Below are 20119 nucleotides of genomic sequence, written 5' to 3'. Positions count from 1 at the left end.
TTTGTTGTCGGAAGTCCGAAAATCCCAGAGGATTTCCATCGCCTGCGCAACACCGGCGGCCAATTTGCTCTACTGAGAATGATTTCATGGAGGGGTGTGGCTAAATAGCGGCGCAGGCAAGGAGCACCTGCGGTCAGGGTTAAATCTTAAGGAACTGTGGCGGCGAAGCAACATAAGTTGCACGGCGGCCACCACCGGCGCCGCCGCTGTCACAGCCGGACACGGTCAGGCGTTGAGCACCTGGCCGTAGGCGTCGAGCACGGCTTCCTTCATCATCTCCGACAGCGTCGGATGCGGGAAGATGGTGTGCATCAATTCGGCCTCGGTGGTCTCCAGATTCATCCCCACCACATAGCCCTGGATCAGTTCGGTGACTTCGGCGCCGATCATGTGCGCGCCCAATAGCTGGCCAGTCTTCTTGTCGAAGATCACCTTGACCAGGCCCTGATCCTCGCCGAGCGCGATCGCCTTGCCGTTGCCGGCGAACGGGAAGCGCCCGATCCGGATCTCGCGGCCGCCCTCCTTGGCCTTGGCTTCCGTGAGGCCGACCGAGGCGATCTGCGGATTGCAGTAGGTGCAGCCGGGGATCTTGAGCTTGTCGATCGGATGCGGCTTGAGGCCCTTGATCGCCTCGACGCAGACCACGCCCTCATGCTCGGCCTTGTGCGCCAGCATCGGGGGACCGGCGACGTCGCCGATCGCGTAGATCCCGGGGACGTTGGTCTTGCCATAGCCGTCGATCACCACGCAGCCGCGCTCGGTCTTGACCCCGAGCTTCTCCAGCCCGAGATTTTCGATATTGCCCAGCACGCCCACCGCCGAAATCACCCGGTCGAATTCGATGGCCTCGGGCTTTTTGCCGTCGTCGATGCTGGCGATGACGCTGTCGGCTTTCTTCTCGAGCTTGCTGACCTTGGCGTTGGTCAGAATCCGGATGCCCTGCTTCTCCAGCCGCTTGCGGGCGAGCCCCGCGATCTCGGCGTCCTCGACCGGCAGGATTTGCGGCAGCACTTCGACTACCGTGACCTTGCTGCCCATGGTGTGAAAGAACGAGGCAAATTCGATGCCGATCGCGCCGGAGCCGACCACCAATAGCGACTTCGGAATCGCGTCCGGCACCATCGCTTCGAAGTACGTCCAGACCAGTTTCTTGTCGGGCTCGAGCCCGGGCAGCACGCGCGGCCGCGCGCCGGTGGCGATGATGATGTGCTTGGCCTGATAGCTGCCCTCGCCGAGCGCGCCCTTCGGGGCTTCGGATTTCGCGGCCTTCACCGTGATCTTGCCCGGCGCATCGATATTGGCGGCGCCCCAGATCACTTGAATCTTGTTCTTCTTCATCAGGAAGCCGACGCCGTCGGCGAGCCGCTTGGAGACGCCGCGCGAGCGCTGCACCACCGCCTTCGGGTCGTAGCTGATGTTATCGGCCGACAGCCCGAAGTCCTTGGCGTGCTGCATGTAGTGATAGATTTCCGCGGAGCGCAGCAGCGCCTTGGTCGGGATGCAGCCCCAGTTCAGACAAATCCCGCCGAGATAGGACTTTTCCACGATCGCGGTCTTCAGGCCGAGTTGCGCAGCGCGGATCGCCGCGACATAGCCGCCGGGGCCGGAACCGATGATAATGACGTCGAAGGAGGTGTCGGACATGCTTAGTCGCTCGCTTTCGTCGTGAAACGTCGTGTTATTCGGAGTGATGGCGCACGCTCGCTCCGCGGGTCGTCCCTGCGCACGCAGGGACCCATCACCCCTGGCGTCGGAGGTGAAGAAAGGCCTTCACCACGGGGCAAAACTGCAAATCCGCGCCGTATGGGTCCCTGCGTTCGCAGGGACGACGCGTTGAAACGCAAAGACGAGGTCGCGATCGATCTCTTTGAATTGGTACCCGCTCGCGCATGGCCCCCTCACCCGGCCGCCTGACGGCGGTCTCCCTCTCCCACAAGGGGAGAGGGAAGAAACTACACCACCATCATCACAGGATTTTCGATCAGCAGCTTGAACGCGCCGAGCAGTTGCGCACCGAGCGCGCCGTCGACGGCGCGGTGGTCGGTGGACAGCGTGGCGCTCATCACGGTGGCGACTTCGACCTTGCCGTCGATCACCACGGCGCGCTGCTCGCCGGCGCCGACCGCGAGGATAGTGGCGTGCGGCGGATTGATCACCGCGGCAAAATCCTTGATGCCGAACATGCCGAGATTGGACACCGCGGTGCTGCCGCCCTGATATTCCTCCGGCTTCAGCCGCCGGTTGCGGGCGCGCGCGGCAAAGTCCTTCATCTCGCGCGAGATCGTCGACACCGATTTCAGATGCGCGTCGCGCACCACCGGGGTGATCAGCCCGCCCGGGATCGACACCGCGACGCCGACGTCGGAGGCGCGATGCTTCAACATCGCGCCCTCGGTCCAGGTGACGTTGGCGTCGGGCACCCGCTGCAGCGCCAACGCCAGCGCCTTGATGATGAAATCATTGACCGAGAGCTTGTAGGCCGGCTTGCCGTCCTTGTCCTTCGGCGCCTGCGCATTGATCGTCTCGCGCGCCGCCATCAGCCGATCGAGGTTGCAGTCCATCGTCAGATAGAAATGCGGGATGGTCTGCTTAGCTTGCACGAGGCGTTGCGCGATAATCTTGCGCATGCTGTCGTGCGGCACTTCCTCAAAGCTGCCGTCCTTGAAGAAGCCGCGGATCTGCTGATCCGACATCGCCGGCGTCAGCTGCGGCGCGGCCGAAGGCGTCGCGGCCGGCGCCTTCAGCCCCTTGCCGGATTTCGCCTGTTCGACGTCGCGGGCGACGACGCGGCCGTGCGGGCCTGAGCCTTCGATCCGCGATAGCTCGATGCCGGCGTCCTTCGCCAGTCGCCGCGCCAGCGGCGAGGAGAACACCCGACCGTTGCTGTGCGCGGCTTCGCCCGTGGCGGGACCTGCTCCCTCTTCCCTCTGGGGAGAGGGCTGGGGTGAGGCGGCACTTTGTTTCCCGGCCGGTTCTTTCGAGGAAGCATCCCCCTCGCCCGCCCGGCTGCGCTGCACTTCGCCGGTCGACCTCTCCCCGGAGGGGAGAGGTGAAGAGGGCTGTTGCGCGGGCTTTCCGGCACCGGGCTTGCTGCCCGCCCCCGCCGCCTTGACGTCCTCGCCCTCGGACGCCATCACCGCGATGATGTCGTTGACCGGGACGTCCTGGGTGCCTTCCGGCACCACGATCTTGGCCAGCGTGCCGTCGTCGACCGCCTCGACCTCCATGGTCGCCTTGTCGGTCTCGATCTCGGCGATGACGTCGCCGGATTTCACCGCGTCGCCCTCTTTCTTCAGCCACTTGGAGAGGTTGCCCTTCTCCATCGTCGGCGACAGCGCGGGCATCAGGATGTTGATCGGCATTGTCAGTGACCTTGTTGCGACCGCGGCGAGGTTTGGCCGATATCGGTCGGCCGCGCGATTTCGGCTTCGAACATGTCGACGATGCGGCTCAGCGCCTCGTCCTCGGTGTAGTCGCTCTCGCGCGCATAGGCGCGCGCGGCATGGCGGGCGATGTCGACCAGCAGCAAGCCCCACATCTCGGGATCTTCGAAGGCGCGCATGAAGGCGATCGACAATCCGCCGTCGAGCACGAAGGCGCGCAGCACCTCGACGGCATCCTCGCGGCCGACCACGTCCGGCGGCAGCGGCTGTTGTTTCGGCTCAGTCATGGCTCACCGATAGCAAACGGCTTTGGCGGCCTCGACCACCTCGGCGACGCTGGGCAGCGCCAGCTTTTCCAGATTGGCGGCGTAGGGCATCGGCACGTCCTTGCCCGACACCCGTTTCACTGGCGCATCCAGATAATCAAACGCGTGCTCCATGATCCGTGCTGCGATCTCGGCGCCGACGCCGGACTGCTGCCAGCCCTCCTCCACCGTCACCGCGCGGCCGGTCTTCTTCACCGAGGCGATGATGGTCTCTGTATCAAGCGGCCGCAGCGTGCGCAGGTCGATCACCTCGGCCTCGATGCCGTCTTTCGCGAGTTCGTCGGCGGCCTTCAGCGCGTAGCTCATGCCGTTCGACCAGGCGATCAGCGTGACGTGCTGTCCCTGGCGGGCGATCCGCGCCTTGCCGATCGGGATCACGTAATCGTCGAGCTTCGGCACCTCGCCGGAATGGCCGTACAGCATTTCGTTTTCGAGGAAGATCACCGGATTGGGATCGCGGATCGCCGCCTTCAAGAGGCCCTTGTAGTCGGCGGCGGAATACGGCGCGATCACCTTCAGCCCGGGGATCTGCGAGTACCACGCCGAATAGTCCTGGCTGTGCTGCGCGGCGACGCGTGCCGCGGCGCCGTTCGGGCCGCGGAACACGATTCCACAGCCCATCTGGCCGCCGGACATGTACAGCGTCTTGGCCGCGGAGTTGATGATCTGGTCGATCGCCTGCATGGCGAAATTGAAGGTCATGAATTCGACGATCGGCTTCAAGCCCGCCATCGCCGCGCCGACGCCGACGCCGGCGAAGCCGTGCTCGGTGATCGGGGTGTCGATCACCCGGCCCTCGCCGAATTCCTGCAACAGCCCCTGCGTCACCTTGTAGGCGCCTTGATATTCGGCAACCTCCTCGCCCATCACGAAGACGTCGGGGTCGCGGCGCATCTCCTCGGCCATGGCGTCGCGCAAGGCCTCGCGGATCGTCACCGTCACCATCTCGGTGCCTTCGGGAATGTCCGGATCATTGGCCACCGCCACCTGAGGCGGCTCCTCGGCCGCGGCGGCCCGCGACGGCTCACGCGGCGCCTCCGCCGCCTTGGGCTCGGCGGCCGGGGCCGCGGATTCGGCGGATTTCTGCTGCGCCGCGGGGGCCGCCGCCTTGTCGGCGTCCGACGCGCTCTCGCCCTCGCTGAGGATGGTGGCGATCGGGGTATTCACCGCGACGTCGTGGGTGCCTTCCGGCACCAGGATCTTGCCCAGCGTGCCTTCGTCGGTCGCTTCGACTTCCATCGTCGCCTTGTCGGTCTCGATCTCGGCGATCACGTCGCCGGATTTGATCGCCTCGCCTTCCTTCTTCAGCCATTTCGAAAGGTTGCCCCTCTCCATGGTCGGGGACAGTGCGGGCATCAGGACTTGAATGGCCATGGTCGCTCCGGATCAGTTCGAACTTGCGCACGCGCGCGGCACAACGCGGCGCATCTAGCGGTAGACGTCGGTGTAGAGCTCGGCGGGCTCCGGCTCGGGATCGTGCTGGGCGAACTCGGCCGCGCCGTTGACGATCTCGCGCACCTCGGCGTCGATCGCCTTCAGCTCCTGCTCGCCGACCTTGAGCGCGAGCAGTCGCTGGCGCACCTGCTCGATCGGGTCCTGATCGCTGCGCACCTTGTCGACCTCCTCGCGGGTGCGATATTTCGCCGGGTCCGACATCGAATGGCCGCGGTAGCGATAGGTCTGCATCTCCAGGATGTAGGGGCCGTTGCCGGCGCGGCAATGCGCCACCGCCTTGTCGCCGGCGGCCTTCACCGCGCGGACGTCCATGCCGTCGACCTGTTCGCCGGGGATGTTGAAGGACACGCCGCGCCTGGAGAAATCGGTCTGCGCCGAGGAGCGTTGCACCGAGGTGCCCATCGCGTAGCGGTTGTTCTCGATGACGTAGATCACCGGCAGCTTCCACAGCTGCGCCATGTTGAAGCTCTCATAGACCTGGCCCTGGTTGGAGGCGCCGTCGCCGAAATAGGCCAGGCTGACGAGATCATTGCCGTGGTAGCGGTTGGCGAAGGCGAGCCCGGTGCCGAGCGAGACCTGGGCGCCGACGATGCCGTGGCCGCCGTAGAAATTCTTCTCCTTGCTGAACATGTGCATGGAGCCGCCCTTGCCCTTGGAATAGCCGCCGTGGCGTCCGGTCAATTCGGCCATCACGCCTTTGGGGTCCATGCCGCAGGCCAGCATGTGGCCGTGGTCGCGATAGCCGGTGATGACCTGGTCGCCCTGTTTCAGCGTCATCTGCATGCCGACCACGATGGCTTCCTGGCCGATATAGAGATGGCAGAAGCCGCCGATCGCTCCCATGCCGTAAAGCTGGCCGGCCTTTTCCTCGAAGCGGCGGATCAACAGCATGTCGCGCAAGGCGCGCAACTCCTGGTCCTTGCTGAATTCGAGAATCGCCGGATGCTGCGATCCATTGCCGGATCGCGGCTGAATCTCGTTCCCTGCTGGCGTGTCGCGCTTCTTCGATGCGGCCATGGCAAATCCGATGTTGTTATTTGGCTCACTGTCTATCCTAACTGCGGCCGCAGCAAAAGGATTGCGTCACGATATCATTTGCAGCGCGTGCATCTCGCAGTGCAGCGAGCGGGCGAAATTTTCGCGATGGATTTTGGAGGATTTTGGAACTTACGGGAAAAGCTTCGCCGACGCGCGAAAGATTACTTGGCGGGCAGCATCCGCACCAGATCGGCGGGGTGCGCGTAATCCAATTGGAAGCGCACCCGCTCGTCGAGCATGTCGGGATCGACGCGGTCGGAGCGCAGCAGCGACACCCGCTGCTCGCCCTCGGCGCGTTCCTGCTTCAGCCGCTGCAGCTCCGAGGTCAGCGCGACGATCTCCTGGTCGAGCTCCTGGCGGGCGTTGAGCCCGTATTTCCCCGTGTAGGCATTGGTGCCGAAATAGCCAACCATCGCCGCCGCGATCGCATACAGAGCGACGCCGGTAAGCAGGGATTTGAGGCGGGTGCGGGAGACCATTTTTTGAAGATGCGACAGGGCGGTTAACGCAACGCTAACGCTGCGCCGACCGCCCCGCCGGCGCCGTCACTTCTTCTGCTGCGCCACCCAGGCGGCGAAACCGTCGATATATTTCTGCAGGAACTCGCGCAGCGGCGCCTTCACCAGTTCGCCCGCGTCGTCGAAGGCGTCCGCGATGCCGCCGACATAGGCTTCCGGCTGCTGCAGCACCGCGATGTTGAGGAAGGTCAGCGACTGCCGCAGATGGTGGTTGGCGCCGAAGCCGCCGATCGCGCCCGGCGAGTTGCTGATCACCCCGCCCGGCTTGCCGTCGAACGCGCTCTGGCCGTAGGGCCGCGAGCCGACGTCGATGGCGTTCTTCAAAACCCCGGGCACCGAGCGGTTGTATTCCGGGGTCACGAACAGCACCGCGTCGGCGCCCTTGATGCGCTGCCGGAACGCGACCCAGTCGGCCGGCGGCGTGGCTTCGAGATCCTGGTTGTAGAACGACAAGTCGTGCAGCGTGACGACGTCGAGCTTCAGCGTGGCCGGCGCCAGCTTGACCAGCGCGTGAGCGAGACGCAGCGAATAGGCCTGCTTACGCAGGCTGCCGACGACGACGGCGACAGTGTACGGCGATACCATGAGCGGATCCTTCTGCGGGGGAAGCGCGAGGATAGCGCAACGCCCGCCGCGCGACAACGCGGCGGGGCGTGGCCAATCGCGCGCCGCGCCGGACGGAGCGATGCGGTGATGATCGCGTCATTACGAACCGAGGCCGGCGCTCAGCACCGGACGAACAGCGAAGCAATCCAGGGGCATCATGCAGTGCGCTGGATTGCTTGGTCGCAAGGGCTCCTCGCAACGACGCGCAGAGGCTGCGCGACGCCGCGGCCAGCGACGTCGCCGCTCACCCCCGGTTCGGATCGATCAGAAACTTCTCGCCGGTGGCGCGCTTGGTATAGGCCGCGATGGTGTCGAGCGCGAGCGCCTGCGGCAGCGACACCACGCGGCTGTAGTGGCTGGCGAAGGTGGTCTTCAATTCACTGGCGACGCGCTGGCGCAATTTCGCGGCGTCCGCAGCGCCGATCTTCTGCAGGAAGTTGAACAGCAGCCAGCCGCCGGCGCCCCAGCACATTCCGGCGGCGCGGGTGAATTCGATCGGCCGCGGATCGAGGCTGCCGTAGATGTAGACCTGTTTGTAGACGCTGGAGCCGTAGCGGCTGTAGACCTTGGCGGATCTGCTGGCGACCGCCTCCATGCAGGTCAGGATCTGCCCGGCGAGCGGACCGCCGCCGATCGCGTCAAACGCAATGGTGGCGCCGGTGTCGCTCAGCGCCTGCGTCAATTGCTCGAGAAAATCCGCGGCGCTGGAATCGCAGACGTGTTTGGCGCCCTGCTCGCGCAGCAGCTTTGCCTGCTGCGCGCTGCGCACGATCGCAACCAGGTCAATGCCGTCCTTCAGGCAGATCTTCAGCAGCATCTGGCCGAGATTGGAGGCCGCAGCCGTGTGCACCAAGGCCTTATGGCCCTCGCGCCGCATGGTTTCGACCATGCCGAGCGCGGTCAGAGGATTGATGAAGGCGGAGGCGCCCTCCGCCGCCGTGGTGCCGATCGGCAGCAGCAGGCAGTCGCTGGCCTTGATCAGCCGGTATTGCGCATACATCGCGCCGCCGATCATCGCCACGGTCTTGCCGAGCAGGCTCTGCGCCGCCACCGCATTGCCGGCCTTGATCACGGTGCCGGCGCCCTCATTGCCAACCGGCATCGACTGGTCGAGCCGCCCGGCCAAGGCCTTCAGCGCCGAAGGCGGCACCGTGGCGGTGAGCACCGGGCGATCCGGGCTGCCGGAGGCTTTCAGGGTGGTGAGGTCGGCGGCGCCGAACAGCAGGCCGAGGTCGGAGGGGTTGATCGGGGTGGCCTCGACCCGCACCAGCACCTGGTCGGCGCCGGGGGTGGGAATCGCCACCTCTTGCAGCGACACTTCGAGTTCGCCGCCGGACTTGATCAGCGAGCGCAGCTCAAGTCCGGTCGTCTTCGTTTTGTCGTCGGCCACGCCAACCTCCTGCTCGTCCATCTGCTTGCGCGGCACCTTGGTGCATGGACGAGCCGGGTTCAAGCGCGGCGCCCGCTCAGTCGCGGTAGCGGAACGCCTTCAGCGCCGCGCGGCCCGCGAACTTGGCCTGGCCGCCGAGTTCCTGCTCGATCCGCAGCAGCTGGTTGTATTTGGCGGTGCGGTCGGCTCTCGCCAGCGAGCCGGTCTTGATCTGCCCGCAATTGCTGGCGACCGCGAGGTCGGCGATGGTGGAATCCTCGGTCTCGCCGGAGCGATGCGACATCACCGCGGTATAGCCGGCCTTGTAGGCCATCTCGATCGCCGCCAGCGTCTCGGTCAGGGTGCCGATCTGGTTGACCTTGATCAGGATCGAATTGGCGCGGCCGTTCTTGATGCCGTCGGCCAGCCGCTCGACATTGGTGACGAACAGATCGTCGCCGACCAATTGGCACTTGTCGCCGATCAGATCGGTGACCTGCTTCCAGCCCTCGAAATCGTCCTCCGCCATGCCGTCTTCGATGGAGACGATCGGATAGCGCCCGACCAGCTCGGCGAGATACTTTGCCTGGGCGTCGATGTTGCGGGCTTTCTTTTCGCCTTCATAGACATAGGAGCCGTTCTTGAAGAACTCGCTGGACGCCGGATCGAGCGCCAAAGCGATGTCCTCGCCGGGCTTGTAGCCGGCCTTCTCGATCGCCCGCATGATGTAGGTCAGCGCTTCGTCGGCGGATTTCAGGTTCGGCGCGAAGCCACCCTCGTCGCCGACATTGGTGTTGTGGCCTTCGTCGTGCAGCGACTTCTTCAGGGTGTGGAACACCTCGACGCCCATCCGCAGCGCTTCCGAGAAGCTCGGCGCGCCGATCGGCATGATCATGAATTCCTGGAAGTCGATCGGGTTGTCGGCGTGCACGCCGCCATTGATGATGTTCATCATCGGTACCGGCAAAGTGCGGGCCGAGGTGCCGCCGACGTAACGATACAGCGGCATGTCGAAGGATTCCGCCGCCGCCTTGGCGACCGCCAGCGAGACGCCGAGAATCGCGTTGGCGCCGAGCCGGCCCTTGTTCGGGGTGCCGTCGAGCCCGATCATGATCTCGTCGATCTGCACCTGCTGCTCGGCGTCCATGCCGCCCAGCGCGTCGAAAATTTCGCCGTTGACGGCTTCCACCGCCTTCAGCACGCCCTTGCCGAAATAGCGCTCCTTGTCGCCGTCGCGCAGCTCCACGGCCTCGTGGACGCCGGTGGAAGCGCCCGACGGCACCGCGGCGCGACCGACCGCACCGTCCTCCAGCACGACATCGACTTCAACGGTGGGATTGCCGCGGCTGTCGAGGATTTCGCGGCCGATAATATCGACGATGGCGGTCATGGCGGTCCTTCGGAATTTTGCAGGATTTGACGGGTGGGCGGTTGGCGCTGCTTCTACAGCATGCCGGGCTGAGGGAAAAGGCCGCGTGACCGCAACCGTCCGATTGGCTAAGACCGCGACAACGGAGAGCCCGATGTCGAAAACGCCGAAACCGCCAAAATCCCCTGCCCTGCAGCTCGGCCGCGCCGTCGCCTGGCCGCAGACGCCGGACCAAGCCAAACTCGACCGGGTGCCGAACCCGCAGGCCGACACCGATTATCTGGTGCGCTTCACTGCGCCGGAATTCACCTCGCTGTGCCCGGTCACCGGCCAGCCGGACTTCGCGCATTTGATGATCGATTACGCGCCCGGCGCCTGGCTGGTGGAATCGAAGTCGCTGAAGCTGTATCTGGCGAGCTTCCGCTCGCACGGCGCGTTTCATGAGGATTGCACGGTGGCGATCGGCAAGCGCATCGCCGCCGAGATCAAGCCGAAATGGCTGCGGATCGGCGGCTACTGGTATCCGCGCGGCGGCATCCCGATCGACGTGTTCTGGCAGACCGGAAAATTGCCCAAGGGGGTCTGGGTGCCCGAGCAAGGCGTCGCAACGTACCGCGGCCGCGGCTGAGGCCGGCGGCTTACGGCGCCGGCTTGGTATCCGCCGGCTGCAACGGCCGCATCCACAGCGCGCAGAGCGGCCCCAGCGCCAGCATGATCGCGGCGCCGAGCAACATCGTCGGCAGCTTGCCGGCATGGGCGATGCCGAAGCCATAGGCGATCGGGCCCACGGTCTGGCCCATGAAGAAGAAGAACGAATGCAGCGACAGCGCGGTGGCGCGCGCGGTTTCCGAAAGCTCGCTGGCGAACACCTGCAGGCAGCCATGCAGCATGTAGAAGCCCCAACCCATCGCGATGAAGCTCACCCCCTGCAGCTGCCAGCGCGGCCCCAGCGCCACCACCGCGAGCTGCGAGCCGACCAGCGCGGCGCCGACGATCATCATGCCGCGCACCTTCAGCCGCGGCAGCAGCCGCGACACGCTCAAGGTGTAGAACAGCCCGCCGACCGCAAAGCCGGCGATCACCAGCCCGGCGATGGAAAGCCGCTGCTCGCCGAGCTCGAACAGGAACGCGGCGATGAACGGCAGCACCCCGAGCACGCAGCAGCCCTCGATGAACACCGCCGAAAAGCAGATCTTGGCGTTGGGATTGGCGAAGATCGCGGCGTAGCCCTGCCGCAGCACCGACAGGTTCATCTTCGCCGGCGGCAGCACCAGCGCGGCGCCGCGCAGCCCGAGCGCCACGGCCAGCGACGCCGCGAGCACCAGGATGCCCAGCGCCGCCAGCACGCCCCGCCAGCCCAAAAAATCGCCGATCAGCCCGGAGGCCGAGGCTCCGAGCAGATTGCCGGTCATCGCCCCGGCGAGCAGTCGGCCGATCGCCACCTGGCGCTTGTCGGGGGCCACCATGTCGCTGGCCAGGCCCATCGCGATCGGAAAGATCCCGCCGGCGCCGATCCCGGACAGGATGCGGCTCACGAACAGCATCGGAAACGAGGTCACGAAGGCGCCGAACAGGCTGGAGAGCCCGAGCAGCACCAGGCAGACGATCACCAGCTTCGCCTTGCCGAACAGGTCGGCGGCGGCGCCAAGCGCCGGCTGCACGATCGCGAAGGTGAAGGCGAACACCGCGGCCAGGCTCGCCGCGGTGGCGATGCCGATGGAAAAATCCTCGGCGATATGCGGCAGCACCGGGTCGAGCGCGCGGGACGACAGGCTGGCGGCGAATGCCGACAGCGCGATGATGTTCAACAGCGGCGGCAGTCCGGCGCGGGCTGCCTGCGGCATCAGCGCGCCTTCGCCAGCGCGTCGAACTGCATCAGCCTGCGCAGCAGGGCTTCGAACTCGCGCAGCGGCACCATGTTGGGCCCGTCGGACGGCGCGTGGTCGGGATCCGGATGGGTCTCGATGAACACCCCGGCGACGCCGACCGCGACCGCGGCGCGCGCCAGCACGGGTACGAATTCGCGCTCGCCGCCCGATGTGGTGCCGCGGCCGCCGGGTTGCTGCACCGAATGGGTGGCGTCGAAGATCACCGGCGCGCCGGTGCTGCGCGCCAGGATCGGCAGCGCCCGCATGTCGGAGACCAGCGTGTTGTAGCCGAACGACACCCCGCGTTCGGTCACCAGCACGTTGGCATTGCCGGCGCTGGTCAACTTCTGCACCACATTGGCCATGTCCCACGGCGCCAAAAACTGGCCCTTCTTGACGTTGACAACGCGGCCGGTGGCGGCGGCGGCGAGCAAAAGATCGGTCTGCCGGCACAGGAACGCCGGAATCTGCAGAATATCCACGGTTTGCGCGGCCCGCGCGCATTGCTCGCTCTCATGCACGTCGGTCAAAACCGGCAGGCCGAAGCTCTCGCGGATCTCGGCGAAGATCGGCAGCGCCTGGTCGAGCCCGAGGCCGCGGGCGCTGGACGCGCTGGTGCGGTTGGCCTTGTCGAACGAGGTCTTGTAGACTAGGCCGATGCCGAGCCGTTGCGCGATGTCTTTCAGCGCGGCGGCGGTTTCCAGCGCATGGGCGCGGCTTTCCAGCTGGCAGGGACCGGCGATCACGGCGAGCGGCAGCGCGTTGCCGAAACGCACGGAGCCCGCGGCAACGATCGGCGCGGCGGCGATGGGAGCGGTCAAATCGGCGTCCTTTGCTCAATCAAACTCATTGCCTCCATGCGGACCATGCGGCGCCGGCAGCGTCAACCCTTGGCCGGCTGCTCGAAGATCAGCGTGGCGCCGAACGCAACGTCCGGCGACAGCACCAGCCGCTCGCCGCGCCGCGTGAACGCCAGGCCGTTGCCCTGCCACAGCCGTTCGACCGCGGCGACATCGTCGACCGCGAGGCGCAAGCCGGCGAAGCGCGCGCCCTCGCCCGCGGTCGCCGGCATCACGCCGAACTGGTCGCGAAACGACACCGGCTCCATGATTTCGATGTTGCCATGGGGCGAACGCGCGGCCACCCCAATCGAGCTGGAATGCAGGTCGCGCACTCCGCTGAGCGCCGACAGAAAGATGTGATGATCGCTGGGATTGTCGGCGACCAGCACCGCGGCCAGCGCAGTTCGCGCGCCGTTGTCGTGGCGCTGAAACGCCGCGTTCCAGAAATTTTCCGGGACATGATGCTGGCACACCGCAAAGCCGGCGTCGGGCGGTGCCGGATCGACCGCAAACGCCAGCGAGAACGCGAGTTTCGCCACGCTGCCGTCGGGGCGTCGTCCGTCGCGGGCGAAATCGAACACGTTGAAGTCGCCGAACCCGGCGGCGGCAAAGTCGCGGGCGTCGGCTGCGGCATCGCGACTTTGCAACAGCAGCATCGACAGCCCCTGGCGATGCGCCAGATAATCGCGATGGAACGCGCCGAACGAGAAGTCACGCGGGCCGTGCGACACGAGCTTGTCGGGCTCCGCGACGGTCAGAATCTCGATGAAGAAATCCTTCAGCTGCACGATGCGATTGTGGGTGCCCCAGGGGTGCACGTTGCGGCCGCCGACCTGGAAGCCGGCGCGTTGATAGAATGCAGCCGCGGCGTCGAGGTCATGCACGGCGTGGACGATGTGGTCGAGACCGCGCGGCATCAGCAGAAACCTTCGACGATGCCCGGCCGGCCATCCGGCGAATGCGGACGGCTCATTGCAGCGCGGAGAATGCGGTGGGGGTGAGAAACTGGTTGGCGATCGATTCCACGATCTGGCCGTGCTTTTCGCTGTCGGCGCGCGCCGTCAGCCATTCCGGATCGGCGGAAAACGCCGTCCACTTGGTCTCGCGCTCGGCGAGCGAGTCCCAGGCCAGGAAATAGGTCAGTTCCTGGTTGGATGAACCGACCAGCGTGGTGAAGAACGCGGTCGGCCGGATGCCGTGCTTGCCGAACATCTTCACCGTAACGGTCTCGAAGCGCTGCAGCAGCGCCGGCAACCGTCCCGGCAGGCAGCGATAGACGCGCATCTCGTAGATCATGGTCGGCTCCGGCTGATATGGGCGGAAGCGTTATAGCGGCTGGATCGGAGGCTGTCTTGAGTTCGCCGCGGTCGCGCGCAGGGCGATGCGCTTGACCGCGGCCCAATCAGATTGTATATACGATAAATGGCTGAGTTCGATCCGGCCAAGGAGGCGCTTAACGTCGCGAAACACCACATTTCGCTGGCGCGCTGGGTCGATCTCGAAATTCGCGCGATCGTGCGCGACGATCGCTTCGACTACGGAGAACCGCGGTTTCGCGCCTACGGGCATATCGAAGGCATCGCGCATTGCCTGGTGTTCACCGTTCGCGCCGAACGTTATCGGCCGATCAGCCTGCGGCGCGCCCACGCAAAGGAAATGAAGCGCTATGCCCCGTAAGACCAAACAGCCGGTGTTCGACGACGACAATCCGGAATGGACCAAGGCCGATTTTGCCAAGGCGACAAGATTCGATGGCATCAAGGCGAAGGATCTCACACCTGAGTTGCTGGCCCGGATTCCCGGCAAGCGTGGCGTTCAGAAAGCCCCGACCAAGGTCGCGGTCTCGATCAGGCTGAGCCCCGAGGTGATCGCGCATTTCAAGGCGCAGGGTGCCGGCTGGCAGTCGCGCATCGACGAGGCGCTGCGCAAGATCGCCAAGGCCAAGGCCGTTTGATCGGCGCGGTCGGCGCTGGCCCGCGAGGCCTCAACGCCGCCCGCTCAATTGCGCAATCGCCAGCAGGGTATCCTGGCTGATGCCGGTGCCGGAGCCTTGCAGGATCACCAGCGCCGGCGATGAGGTCTGGCTGTTGTTCTTCAGGTCGTACATCACGGAAAACCGGCTCAGGACCTTTCCCAGCTTCGTGGGGTCGCTGAGATCCGAAAGCTTGAGAAACTTCTCCACCACCTTGGCCTGCTCGTCGATCGGCATGTTGGCCATCGAGTCGGGCAAGCCGTAGGTGGTGCGAAATACTTCCGCGAGCGCCTTGTCACCGAGGATGTCATACGCCGAGGCGATATCCGGCGCCTTGCGCTGGAAATACAGCGCCAGCCGAACCCCGGGATTGGCGTCGCCCTGCTGCGCCTCCAGGCTCTGCTGCAGATAATTGTTCTGGGTTTCCAAAAGCTGCTCGCGGTTCTGCGGCCCGGAGGCGAGGATCCGGGTGACGTTGCCGTTGCTGTCGAAGTTGAACGACGCCGCGAGCTCGGCAAAGCGCGGCTCGCCGGCGCGGTTGGCGAAGCTCTTGGCATCGCTCGGATCCGAGGTGAGGATCTTCTTCAGATCATCCTTGCTGACCTTCGCGGGATCCAGCCCCTTTGCCATCAGAATGAAATTGGTGAGCTTGGTGTCCGCGAGCAGCTCGGACACGCTGTCGATGCCGGCGATCGCGTCGCGATAATACAGCGCGTCGTTCTCGGCCTGGTCCTGCAGCCGGGTCTTGTCCGCCGCGCTGGCATTCTTCGTCATCGCGACGACGTAATCCGCCGCAATCTTGCTGACCTCGGTTGAATCCTGCGCCACCAGCGGCGTTGTCAGATGGCCCTTGCTGTCGAAATTGAAGGCGCGCGCCAGTTCGAGGTAGCGGTCGTCCTTCAGCCGATAAACGTAGCTGGTCGGATCGCTCAGATCGCTCTCCAGCACCGCCTTGATGGTTTTGGTGGAAACGCTGTCCGGGTCGAGGCCGACCGATTGCAGCGCAAAATCATACACCGCCGGCGTCGAGACAAATTGATCGATCGAGGTGATACTCAAAAGTCCGGTCTTGAAGCGCTGGATCGCCAGATTGTCGCTGGCCTCGTCGGCGTCGTCATAGGCCACCAGGTAATAGCCGGTCGTCACCTTGGTCTGGGTCCCGGACTGCACATCCACCCCGGCGTCGAGCGTGCCATCCTGGTTGAAATTGAACGCGTTCAGCAGCCGGGTGTAGGCCTCCTTGTTGCTGCCGGACTGATTGACGTAGCTGTCGGCATTGTCCGGATCGCGGTCGCTGGTGAGGATGCTCTTCAGCGTCGACAGCGACAACGTGCCGACGCCGAAGGCGGTGCCGATGAAACTCGCCATCCGCGATCCGTCGCCGTCGGAGAACAGCTCGTCGACGCTGCGCGCGCTGGCGATCTTCTGCTGGAAATACGTGGTCTCGAGCTGCGCCGAGGCCGGCGATGTCCGGCTTTGATTAGAGATGTATTTTTCGTCGGTGGCCTTGAGATTGTCGGCGGTCTGCGCGGACACGCCGGCGGCCAGCGTTCCATCGGCGGAAAATTCAAAGGCGTTGGCCAGATCGAAATAATGGCTGATGGCGACGATCGAGCTGCTGGTGCTGGAGGCGTCGGAATTGGCTTGGGTCAGCCGCAGCTTCTGTTCTGCGATCTTGGCGTTGAGATCGGCCTGGTCGGCGTCCGGCTGCGCCAGTTGCGCCGTATAGTCCGCGATCTTCGCCTGGGCGTCGCTGGAATCCGCTTGCGCCTGGTCATATTTGGCGATCAGGTCGTCGAGCGGCGGCCCCCACACGGTGTTGATGTAGCTGTCCGGATCAGAAGTATCGCTGCTCAGCACCTGCTTGATGGTGTCGCGCGACCACAGGCTGCCGTCGATGCCGAACGCCGAAAACACATAGTTGCGAAGCCGATCGTTGCTGAGCAGTTCGTCGACGGTTTTGACGCCGCCGATCTTGGCGTTGTAGGAGGCGGTGTCTTCGCCCACCGCGTCGGTCTGCTGCTTGATGGTCGCGGTGTAGAGGCCGACCATCTCGTCGGTCTGGTACGACGATTGCGCCACCGCGCTGTCGGTGTCGGCGAAGGAGAACGCCTGCGCAAATGCGCGATACCGGGTGTCGGTCAGCTTGTTGGCGAAGCTCGTCGAGTCGGACAGGTCGCTTTCCAGCACCTTTCGCATGAAGGCCTTGGCATAGGTCATGTCCTCCAGCCCATAGGCCTTCATCGCATATTGGTAGAGACGATCATTGTCGAGGAATTCGTCGACGGTCGTCACCTTGCCGATATTGTCCTTGTAGTAGGTCGCCGCCCGGCTGACATCGGTCTGGCTGGCAACCCGCGTCAGCGAGAGCTGCAGGTTGCGCGCGATCAGGTCATAGCTGAGATAGGTCGAGACCATGGGGGATCCTTTGCGGCTGTCGCCGCAATCATGTCCCCTCTGCGTTGCGCGAAGCTGGAGCGGCGGCCGCGCGGGCTCCCTGCGCGAAAGCGCCGCGCCAGCCGGCTCGGCGTTGCCGATTGTCAGGCGGCTACACCAGCCGGCTCTGCACCACCGCGGCCTGGATGAACGAGGCGAACAACGGGTGCGGCTCGAACGGCCGCGACTTCAATTCGGGGTGGAACTGGACCCCGATGAACCAGGGATGGTCCTCGTATTCGACGATTTCCGGCAGCACGCCGTCCGGCGACAGACCGGAGAACCGCAGGCCGTGCTGCTCGAGGCGGTCCTTGTAGGCGGTGTTGACCTCGTAGCGGTGGCGGTGGCGCTCGGAGATTTCCAGCGCGCCGCCATAGACCTCGGAGACCCGGCTGCCGCGTTGCAGCATCGCCGGATAGGCGCCGAGCCGCATGGTGCCGCCGAGATCGCCGGCCTGCGAGCGCTGCTCGCGTTCGTTGCCGCGCAGCCATTCGGTCATCAGCCCGACCAGGGGCTCCTCGGTCGGGCCGAATTCGGTGGAATTGGCCTGGCTGATGCCGGCCAGATTGCGCGCCGCCTCGATCACCGCCATCTGCATGCCGAAGCAGATGCCGAAATACGGCACGTTGCGCTCGCGGGCGAAGCGCGCCGCCTCGATCTTGCCCTCGGCGCCGCGCTGGCCGAAGCCGCCGGGCACCAGAATGCCGTTGACGTGTTCGAGGAACGGCGCCGGGTCCTCGTTCTCGAACACCTCGCTCTCGATCCAGTCGAGATTGACCTTCACCTTGTTGGCGATGCCGCCATGGCTCAGCGCCTCGCTGAGCGACTTATAGGCGTCCTTCATCCCGGTATATTTGCCGACGATGGCGATGGTGACGGCACCTTCCGGGTTGCGCACCCGCTCGTTGATCACGTTCCAGCTGATCAGGTCGGGCGCCGCCTTCGGTGTGATGCCGAACGCCGCCAGCACCTCATCGTCGAGCCCGGCGTCGTGATAGGCCTCCGGCACCGCATAGATGTTGTCGACGTCGCGCGCCTCGATCACCGCACTTTCGCGGACGTTGCAGAACAGCCCGAGCTTGCGACGCTCCTCCTTGGGAATGCTGCGGTCGGTGCGGCACAACAGGATGTCCGGCTGGATGCCGATCGAGCGCAGCTCCTTGACCGAATGCTGGGTCGGCTTGGTCTTCAATTCGCCGGCGCTGGGGATATAGGGCAACAGCGTCAGATGCACATAGATCGCCTCGCCGCGCGGCAGGTCGTTCTTGATCTGGCGGATCGCCTCGAAGAACGGCAGCCCCTCGATGTCGCCGACGGTGCCCCCGATCTCGCACAGCACGAAATCATAATCCTCGTTGGAATCCAGGATGAATTCCTTGATCGCATTGGTGACGTGCGGGATCACCTGGATGGTGGCGCCGAGATAGTCGCCGCGGCGCTCCCGGGTCAGGATGTCCTGATAGATCCGCCCGGTGGTGATGTTGTCGGCCTTGGTGGCCGGCCGCCCGGTGAAACGCTCGTAATGGCCGAGGTCGAGATCGGTCTCGGCGCCGTCGTCGGTGACGAACACCTCGCCGTGCTGATACGGCGACATCGTCCCGGGATCGAGGTTGAGATAGGGATCGAGCTTGCGTAAGCGCACCTTGTAGCCGCGCGACTGCAGCAGCGCGCCGAGCGCCGCCGAAGCCAAACCCTTGCCAAGCGAGGAGACCACGCCGCCGGTGATGAAAATGTACCGCGCCATGGGACTTAACCTTTAAGGCTCCCGCACCGATTCGCCAAAACGAATCGCAACCGTGATCCGGTTGCCGGGTACGCTGTGGGTGACTTCAAAAATGCTAAAAGATCAACGGCCTGTCGAAAACCTCTGCGAGATTACGACAGGACGCTGGGGGCATAGCCGCGATGCTTTATTGCGATCGCGGCGGCTGCGGCGCCGCTGGCTGCTGGCTGTCGCGCTGATCCTGCTGCTTCAAGGTGTCGAGAACGCCGCCGCCCTGTGACACCGGCGGGGCCGGCTGCGACTGGGTGGCCGGGGCATCGATCACCGTCGCCGGCTTGCGGTCGTAGCTGGCGATCCAGGACAGCAACAGGCTGGTGACGAAGAACCCGACCGCCAGCACCGAGGTGGTGCGGGTCAGAAGATTCGCGGTGCCGCGACTCGACATGAAGCCGCCACCGCCGCCGCCGCCACCGCCCATGCCGAGCGCGCCGCCCTCGGATTTTTGCAGCAGCACCGTCGCGATCAACGTCGCAACGATCATGAGGTGGAGCACGATAATGACAGTTTGCATCGGGTCCTTCCATCGCAAGCCCAAGGCCGCCGCTATGAGCCGGCGAACGGCTCCTCGGCAGGCTTGCGGGGTATTGAAGTCGCGCGGTGTCTACACGATCGGACGATGAATTGCCAATACCGGGAGCGGCCGGTCCGGCAGTTTTCGTCCGACGCAGCGTTAGTTAGGGACAGCCGGCGGCAATCGCAAGAAAATCGGCGGCTTTCAGGCTGGCGCCGCCGACCAGCGCGCCGTTGACGTCGTTCACCGCCATCAGTTCCTTGGCGTTGGAGGGCTTCACCGAACCGCCATAGAGGATCCGCAACCTGGCCCCCTCGTCGCTCAACCGTTGGGTGAGCGATTTGCGGATAAAGCCATGAACCTGCTCGACATCCGTGACCGTTGGGGTGCGTCCGGTGCCGATCGCCCAGACCGGCTCATAGGCCACCACGGTATTGGCCACGGTGGCGCCGTCGGGCAGCGAGCCGGCGAGCTGGGTGCCGACCACGTCCAGCGTCTGGCCGGCGTCGCGCTGGCTCTGGGTTTCGCCGACGCAGATGATCGCGACGAGCCCGGCGCGCCAGGCCGCCTCGGCCTTCTGCCGCACCAAAGTGTCGCTCTCGCCATGGTCGGCGCGGCGCTCGGAATGGCCGACGATCACCGC

At 65.1% G+C, this 20119-nt stretch carries 20 protein-coding genes; 3 read left to right on the top strand and 17 right to left on the bottom strand.

Features of this window, described 5'->3' with window-relative positions:
- Positions 1 to 225: 225 nt before the first annotated feature.
- The 9 genes from lpdA to eno form a co-directional block, all read right to left on the bottom strand.
- Complete coding sequence (gene lpdA / locus VGC77_RS17085; protein WP_331172762.1) at positions 226 to 1644, bottom strand: dihydrolipoyl dehydrogenase; 1419 nt, start codon at positions 1642 to 1644, stop codon at positions 226 to 228.
- A gap of 308 nt (positions 1645 to 1952) precedes the next feature.
- Positions 1953 to 3362 carry a pyruvate dehydrogenase complex dihydrolipoamide acetyltransferase gene (locus VGC77_RS17080; RefSeq protein WP_331172761.1) on the bottom strand — a complete coding sequence of 470 codons (1410 nt, stop codon included), beginning with the start codon at positions 3360 to 3362 and terminating at the stop codon, positions 1953 to 1955.
- 2 nt (positions 3363 to 3364) lie between these two features.
- Positions 3365 to 3670, bottom strand: a complete 306-nt coding sequence (locus tag VGC77_RS17075; protein WP_331172760.1) for a DUF5076 domain-containing protein — start codon at positions 3668 to 3670, stop codon at positions 3365 to 3367.
- Between the two features lie 3 nt (positions 3671 to 3673).
- A complete protein-coding gene (locus VGC77_RS17070; RefSeq protein ID WP_331172759.1) occupies positions 3674 to 5083 on the bottom strand; it encodes a pyruvate dehydrogenase complex E1 component subunit beta in 1410 nt (469 codons plus the stop codon).
- Positions 5084 to 5137: 54 nt separating this feature from the next.
- Complete coding sequence (gene pdhA, locus VGC77_RS17065; protein WP_331172758.1) at positions 5138 to 6181, bottom strand: pyruvate dehydrogenase (acetyl-transferring) E1 component subunit alpha; 1044 nt, start codon at positions 6179 to 6181, stop codon at positions 5138 to 5140.
- Between the two features lie 182 nt (positions 6182 to 6363).
- Positions 6364 to 6681 (bottom strand): septum formation initiator family protein, encoded by a 318-nt coding sequence (locus VGC77_RS17060; RefSeq protein ID WP_331172757.1) that lies wholly within the window; start codon positions 6679 to 6681, stop codon positions 6364 to 6366.
- 66 nt (positions 6682 to 6747) lie between these two features.
- Entirely contained in the window at positions 6748 to 7305 is a 558-nt protein-coding gene (locus VGC77_RS17055; RefSeq protein WP_331172756.1) for an NAD(P)H-dependent oxidoreductase, read from the bottom strand.
- Between the two features lie 265 nt (positions 7306 to 7570).
- Positions 7571 to 8737, bottom strand: coding sequence for a zinc-binding dehydrogenase (locus VGC77_RS17050; protein WP_331172780.1), 1167 nt, complete (start codon positions 8735 to 8737; stop codon positions 7571 to 7573).
- 55 nt (positions 8738 to 8792) lie between these two features.
- Positions 8793 to 10085 (bottom strand): phosphopyruvate hydratase, encoded by a 1293-nt coding sequence (eno, locus tag VGC77_RS17045; RefSeq protein WP_331172755.1) that lies wholly within the window; start codon positions 10083 to 10085, stop codon positions 8793 to 8795.
- A gap of 133 nt (positions 10086 to 10218) precedes the next feature.
- On the opposite strand from eno, the gene queF reads away from it, so the two are divergent.
- On the top strand, positions 10219 to 10692 hold the full coding sequence (gene queF, locus VGC77_RS17040; protein WP_331172754.1) for a preQ(1) synthase: 474 nt from the start codon (positions 10219 to 10221) through the stop codon (positions 10690 to 10692).
- Positions 10693 to 10702: 10 nt separating this feature from the next.
- Here the strand turns inward: queF and VGC77_RS17035 are convergent, their stop codons facing one another.
- The 4 genes from VGC77_RS17035 to VGC77_RS17020 form a co-directional block, all read right to left on the bottom strand.
- On the bottom strand, positions 10703 to 11908 hold the full coding sequence (locus tag VGC77_RS17035) for an MFS transporter (protein ID WP_331172753.1): 1206 nt from the start codon (positions 11906 to 11908) through the stop codon (positions 10703 to 10705).
- On the bottom strand, positions 11908 to 12753 hold the full coding sequence (gene kdsA, locus VGC77_RS17030) for a 3-deoxy-8-phosphooctulonate synthase (RefSeq protein ID WP_331172752.1): 846 nt from the start codon (positions 12751 to 12753) through the stop codon (positions 11908 to 11910). Before kdsA ends, VGC77_RS17035 begins: the two co-directional genes overlap by 1 nt.
- A 62-nt stretch (positions 12754 to 12815) precedes the next feature.
- Positions 12816 to 13691 (bottom strand): VOC family protein, encoded by an 876-nt coding sequence (locus VGC77_RS17025; protein ID WP_331172751.1) that lies wholly within the window; start codon positions 13689 to 13691, stop codon positions 12816 to 12818.
- Between the two features lie 52 nt (positions 13692 to 13743).
- Positions 13744 to 14070, bottom strand: a complete 327-nt coding sequence (locus tag VGC77_RS17020) for an NIPSNAP family protein (RefSeq protein ID WP_331172750.1) — start codon at positions 14068 to 14070, stop codon at positions 13744 to 13746.
- A 126-nt stretch (positions 14071 to 14196) separates the two neighbouring features.
- Here VGC77_RS17020 and VGC77_RS17015 point away from each other — a divergent pair, with 126 nt between their 5' ends.
- Positions 14197 to 14451 (top strand): BrnT family toxin, encoded by a 255-nt coding sequence (locus tag VGC77_RS17015; protein ID WP_331172749.1) that lies wholly within the window; start codon positions 14197 to 14199, stop codon positions 14449 to 14451.
- Positions 14441 to 14728, top strand: coding sequence for a BrnA antitoxin family protein (locus VGC77_RS17010; RefSeq protein ID WP_331172748.1), 288 nt, complete (start codon positions 14441 to 14443; stop codon positions 14726 to 14728). The genes VGC77_RS17015 and VGC77_RS17010 overlap by 11 nt, the downstream gene beginning before the upstream one ends.
- 30 nt (positions 14729 to 14758) lie before the next feature.
- On the opposite strand, the gene VGC77_RS17005 is transcribed toward VGC77_RS17010, so the two are convergent.
- The 4 genes from VGC77_RS17005 to VGC77_RS16990 all read right to left on the bottom strand — a co-directional run.
- The gene (locus tag VGC77_RS17005) at positions 14759 to 17164 is read right to left on the bottom strand and encodes a DUF1217 domain-containing protein (protein ID WP_331172747.1); all 2406 of its coding nucleotides are present in this window, start codon (positions 17162 to 17164) and stop codon (positions 14759 to 14761) included.
- Between the two features lie 130 nt (positions 17165 to 17294).
- Positions 17295 to 18926, bottom strand: coding sequence for a CTP synthase (locus VGC77_RS17000; RefSeq protein WP_331172746.1), 1632 nt, complete (start codon positions 18924 to 18926; stop codon positions 17295 to 17297).
- Positions 18927 to 19092: 166 nt separating this feature from the next.
- A complete protein-coding gene (secG, locus tag VGC77_RS16995) occupies positions 19093 to 19476 on the bottom strand; it encodes a preprotein translocase subunit SecG (protein ID WP_331172745.1) in 384 nt (127 codons plus the stop codon).
- 163 nt (positions 19477 to 19639) lie between these two features.
- Positions 19640 to 20119: triose-phosphate isomerase (locus tag VGC77_RS16990; RefSeq protein ID WP_331172744.1), on the bottom strand; the 480-nt coding region annotated here is incomplete at its 5' end.

This window comes from Rhodopseudomonas sp. (assembly GCF_036404135.1).
GTDB lineage: Bacteria > Pseudomonadota > Alphaproteobacteria > Rhizobiales > Xanthobacteraceae > Rhodopseudomonas_A.
This window is presented reverse-complemented; position numbering and strand designations above follow the sequence as displayed.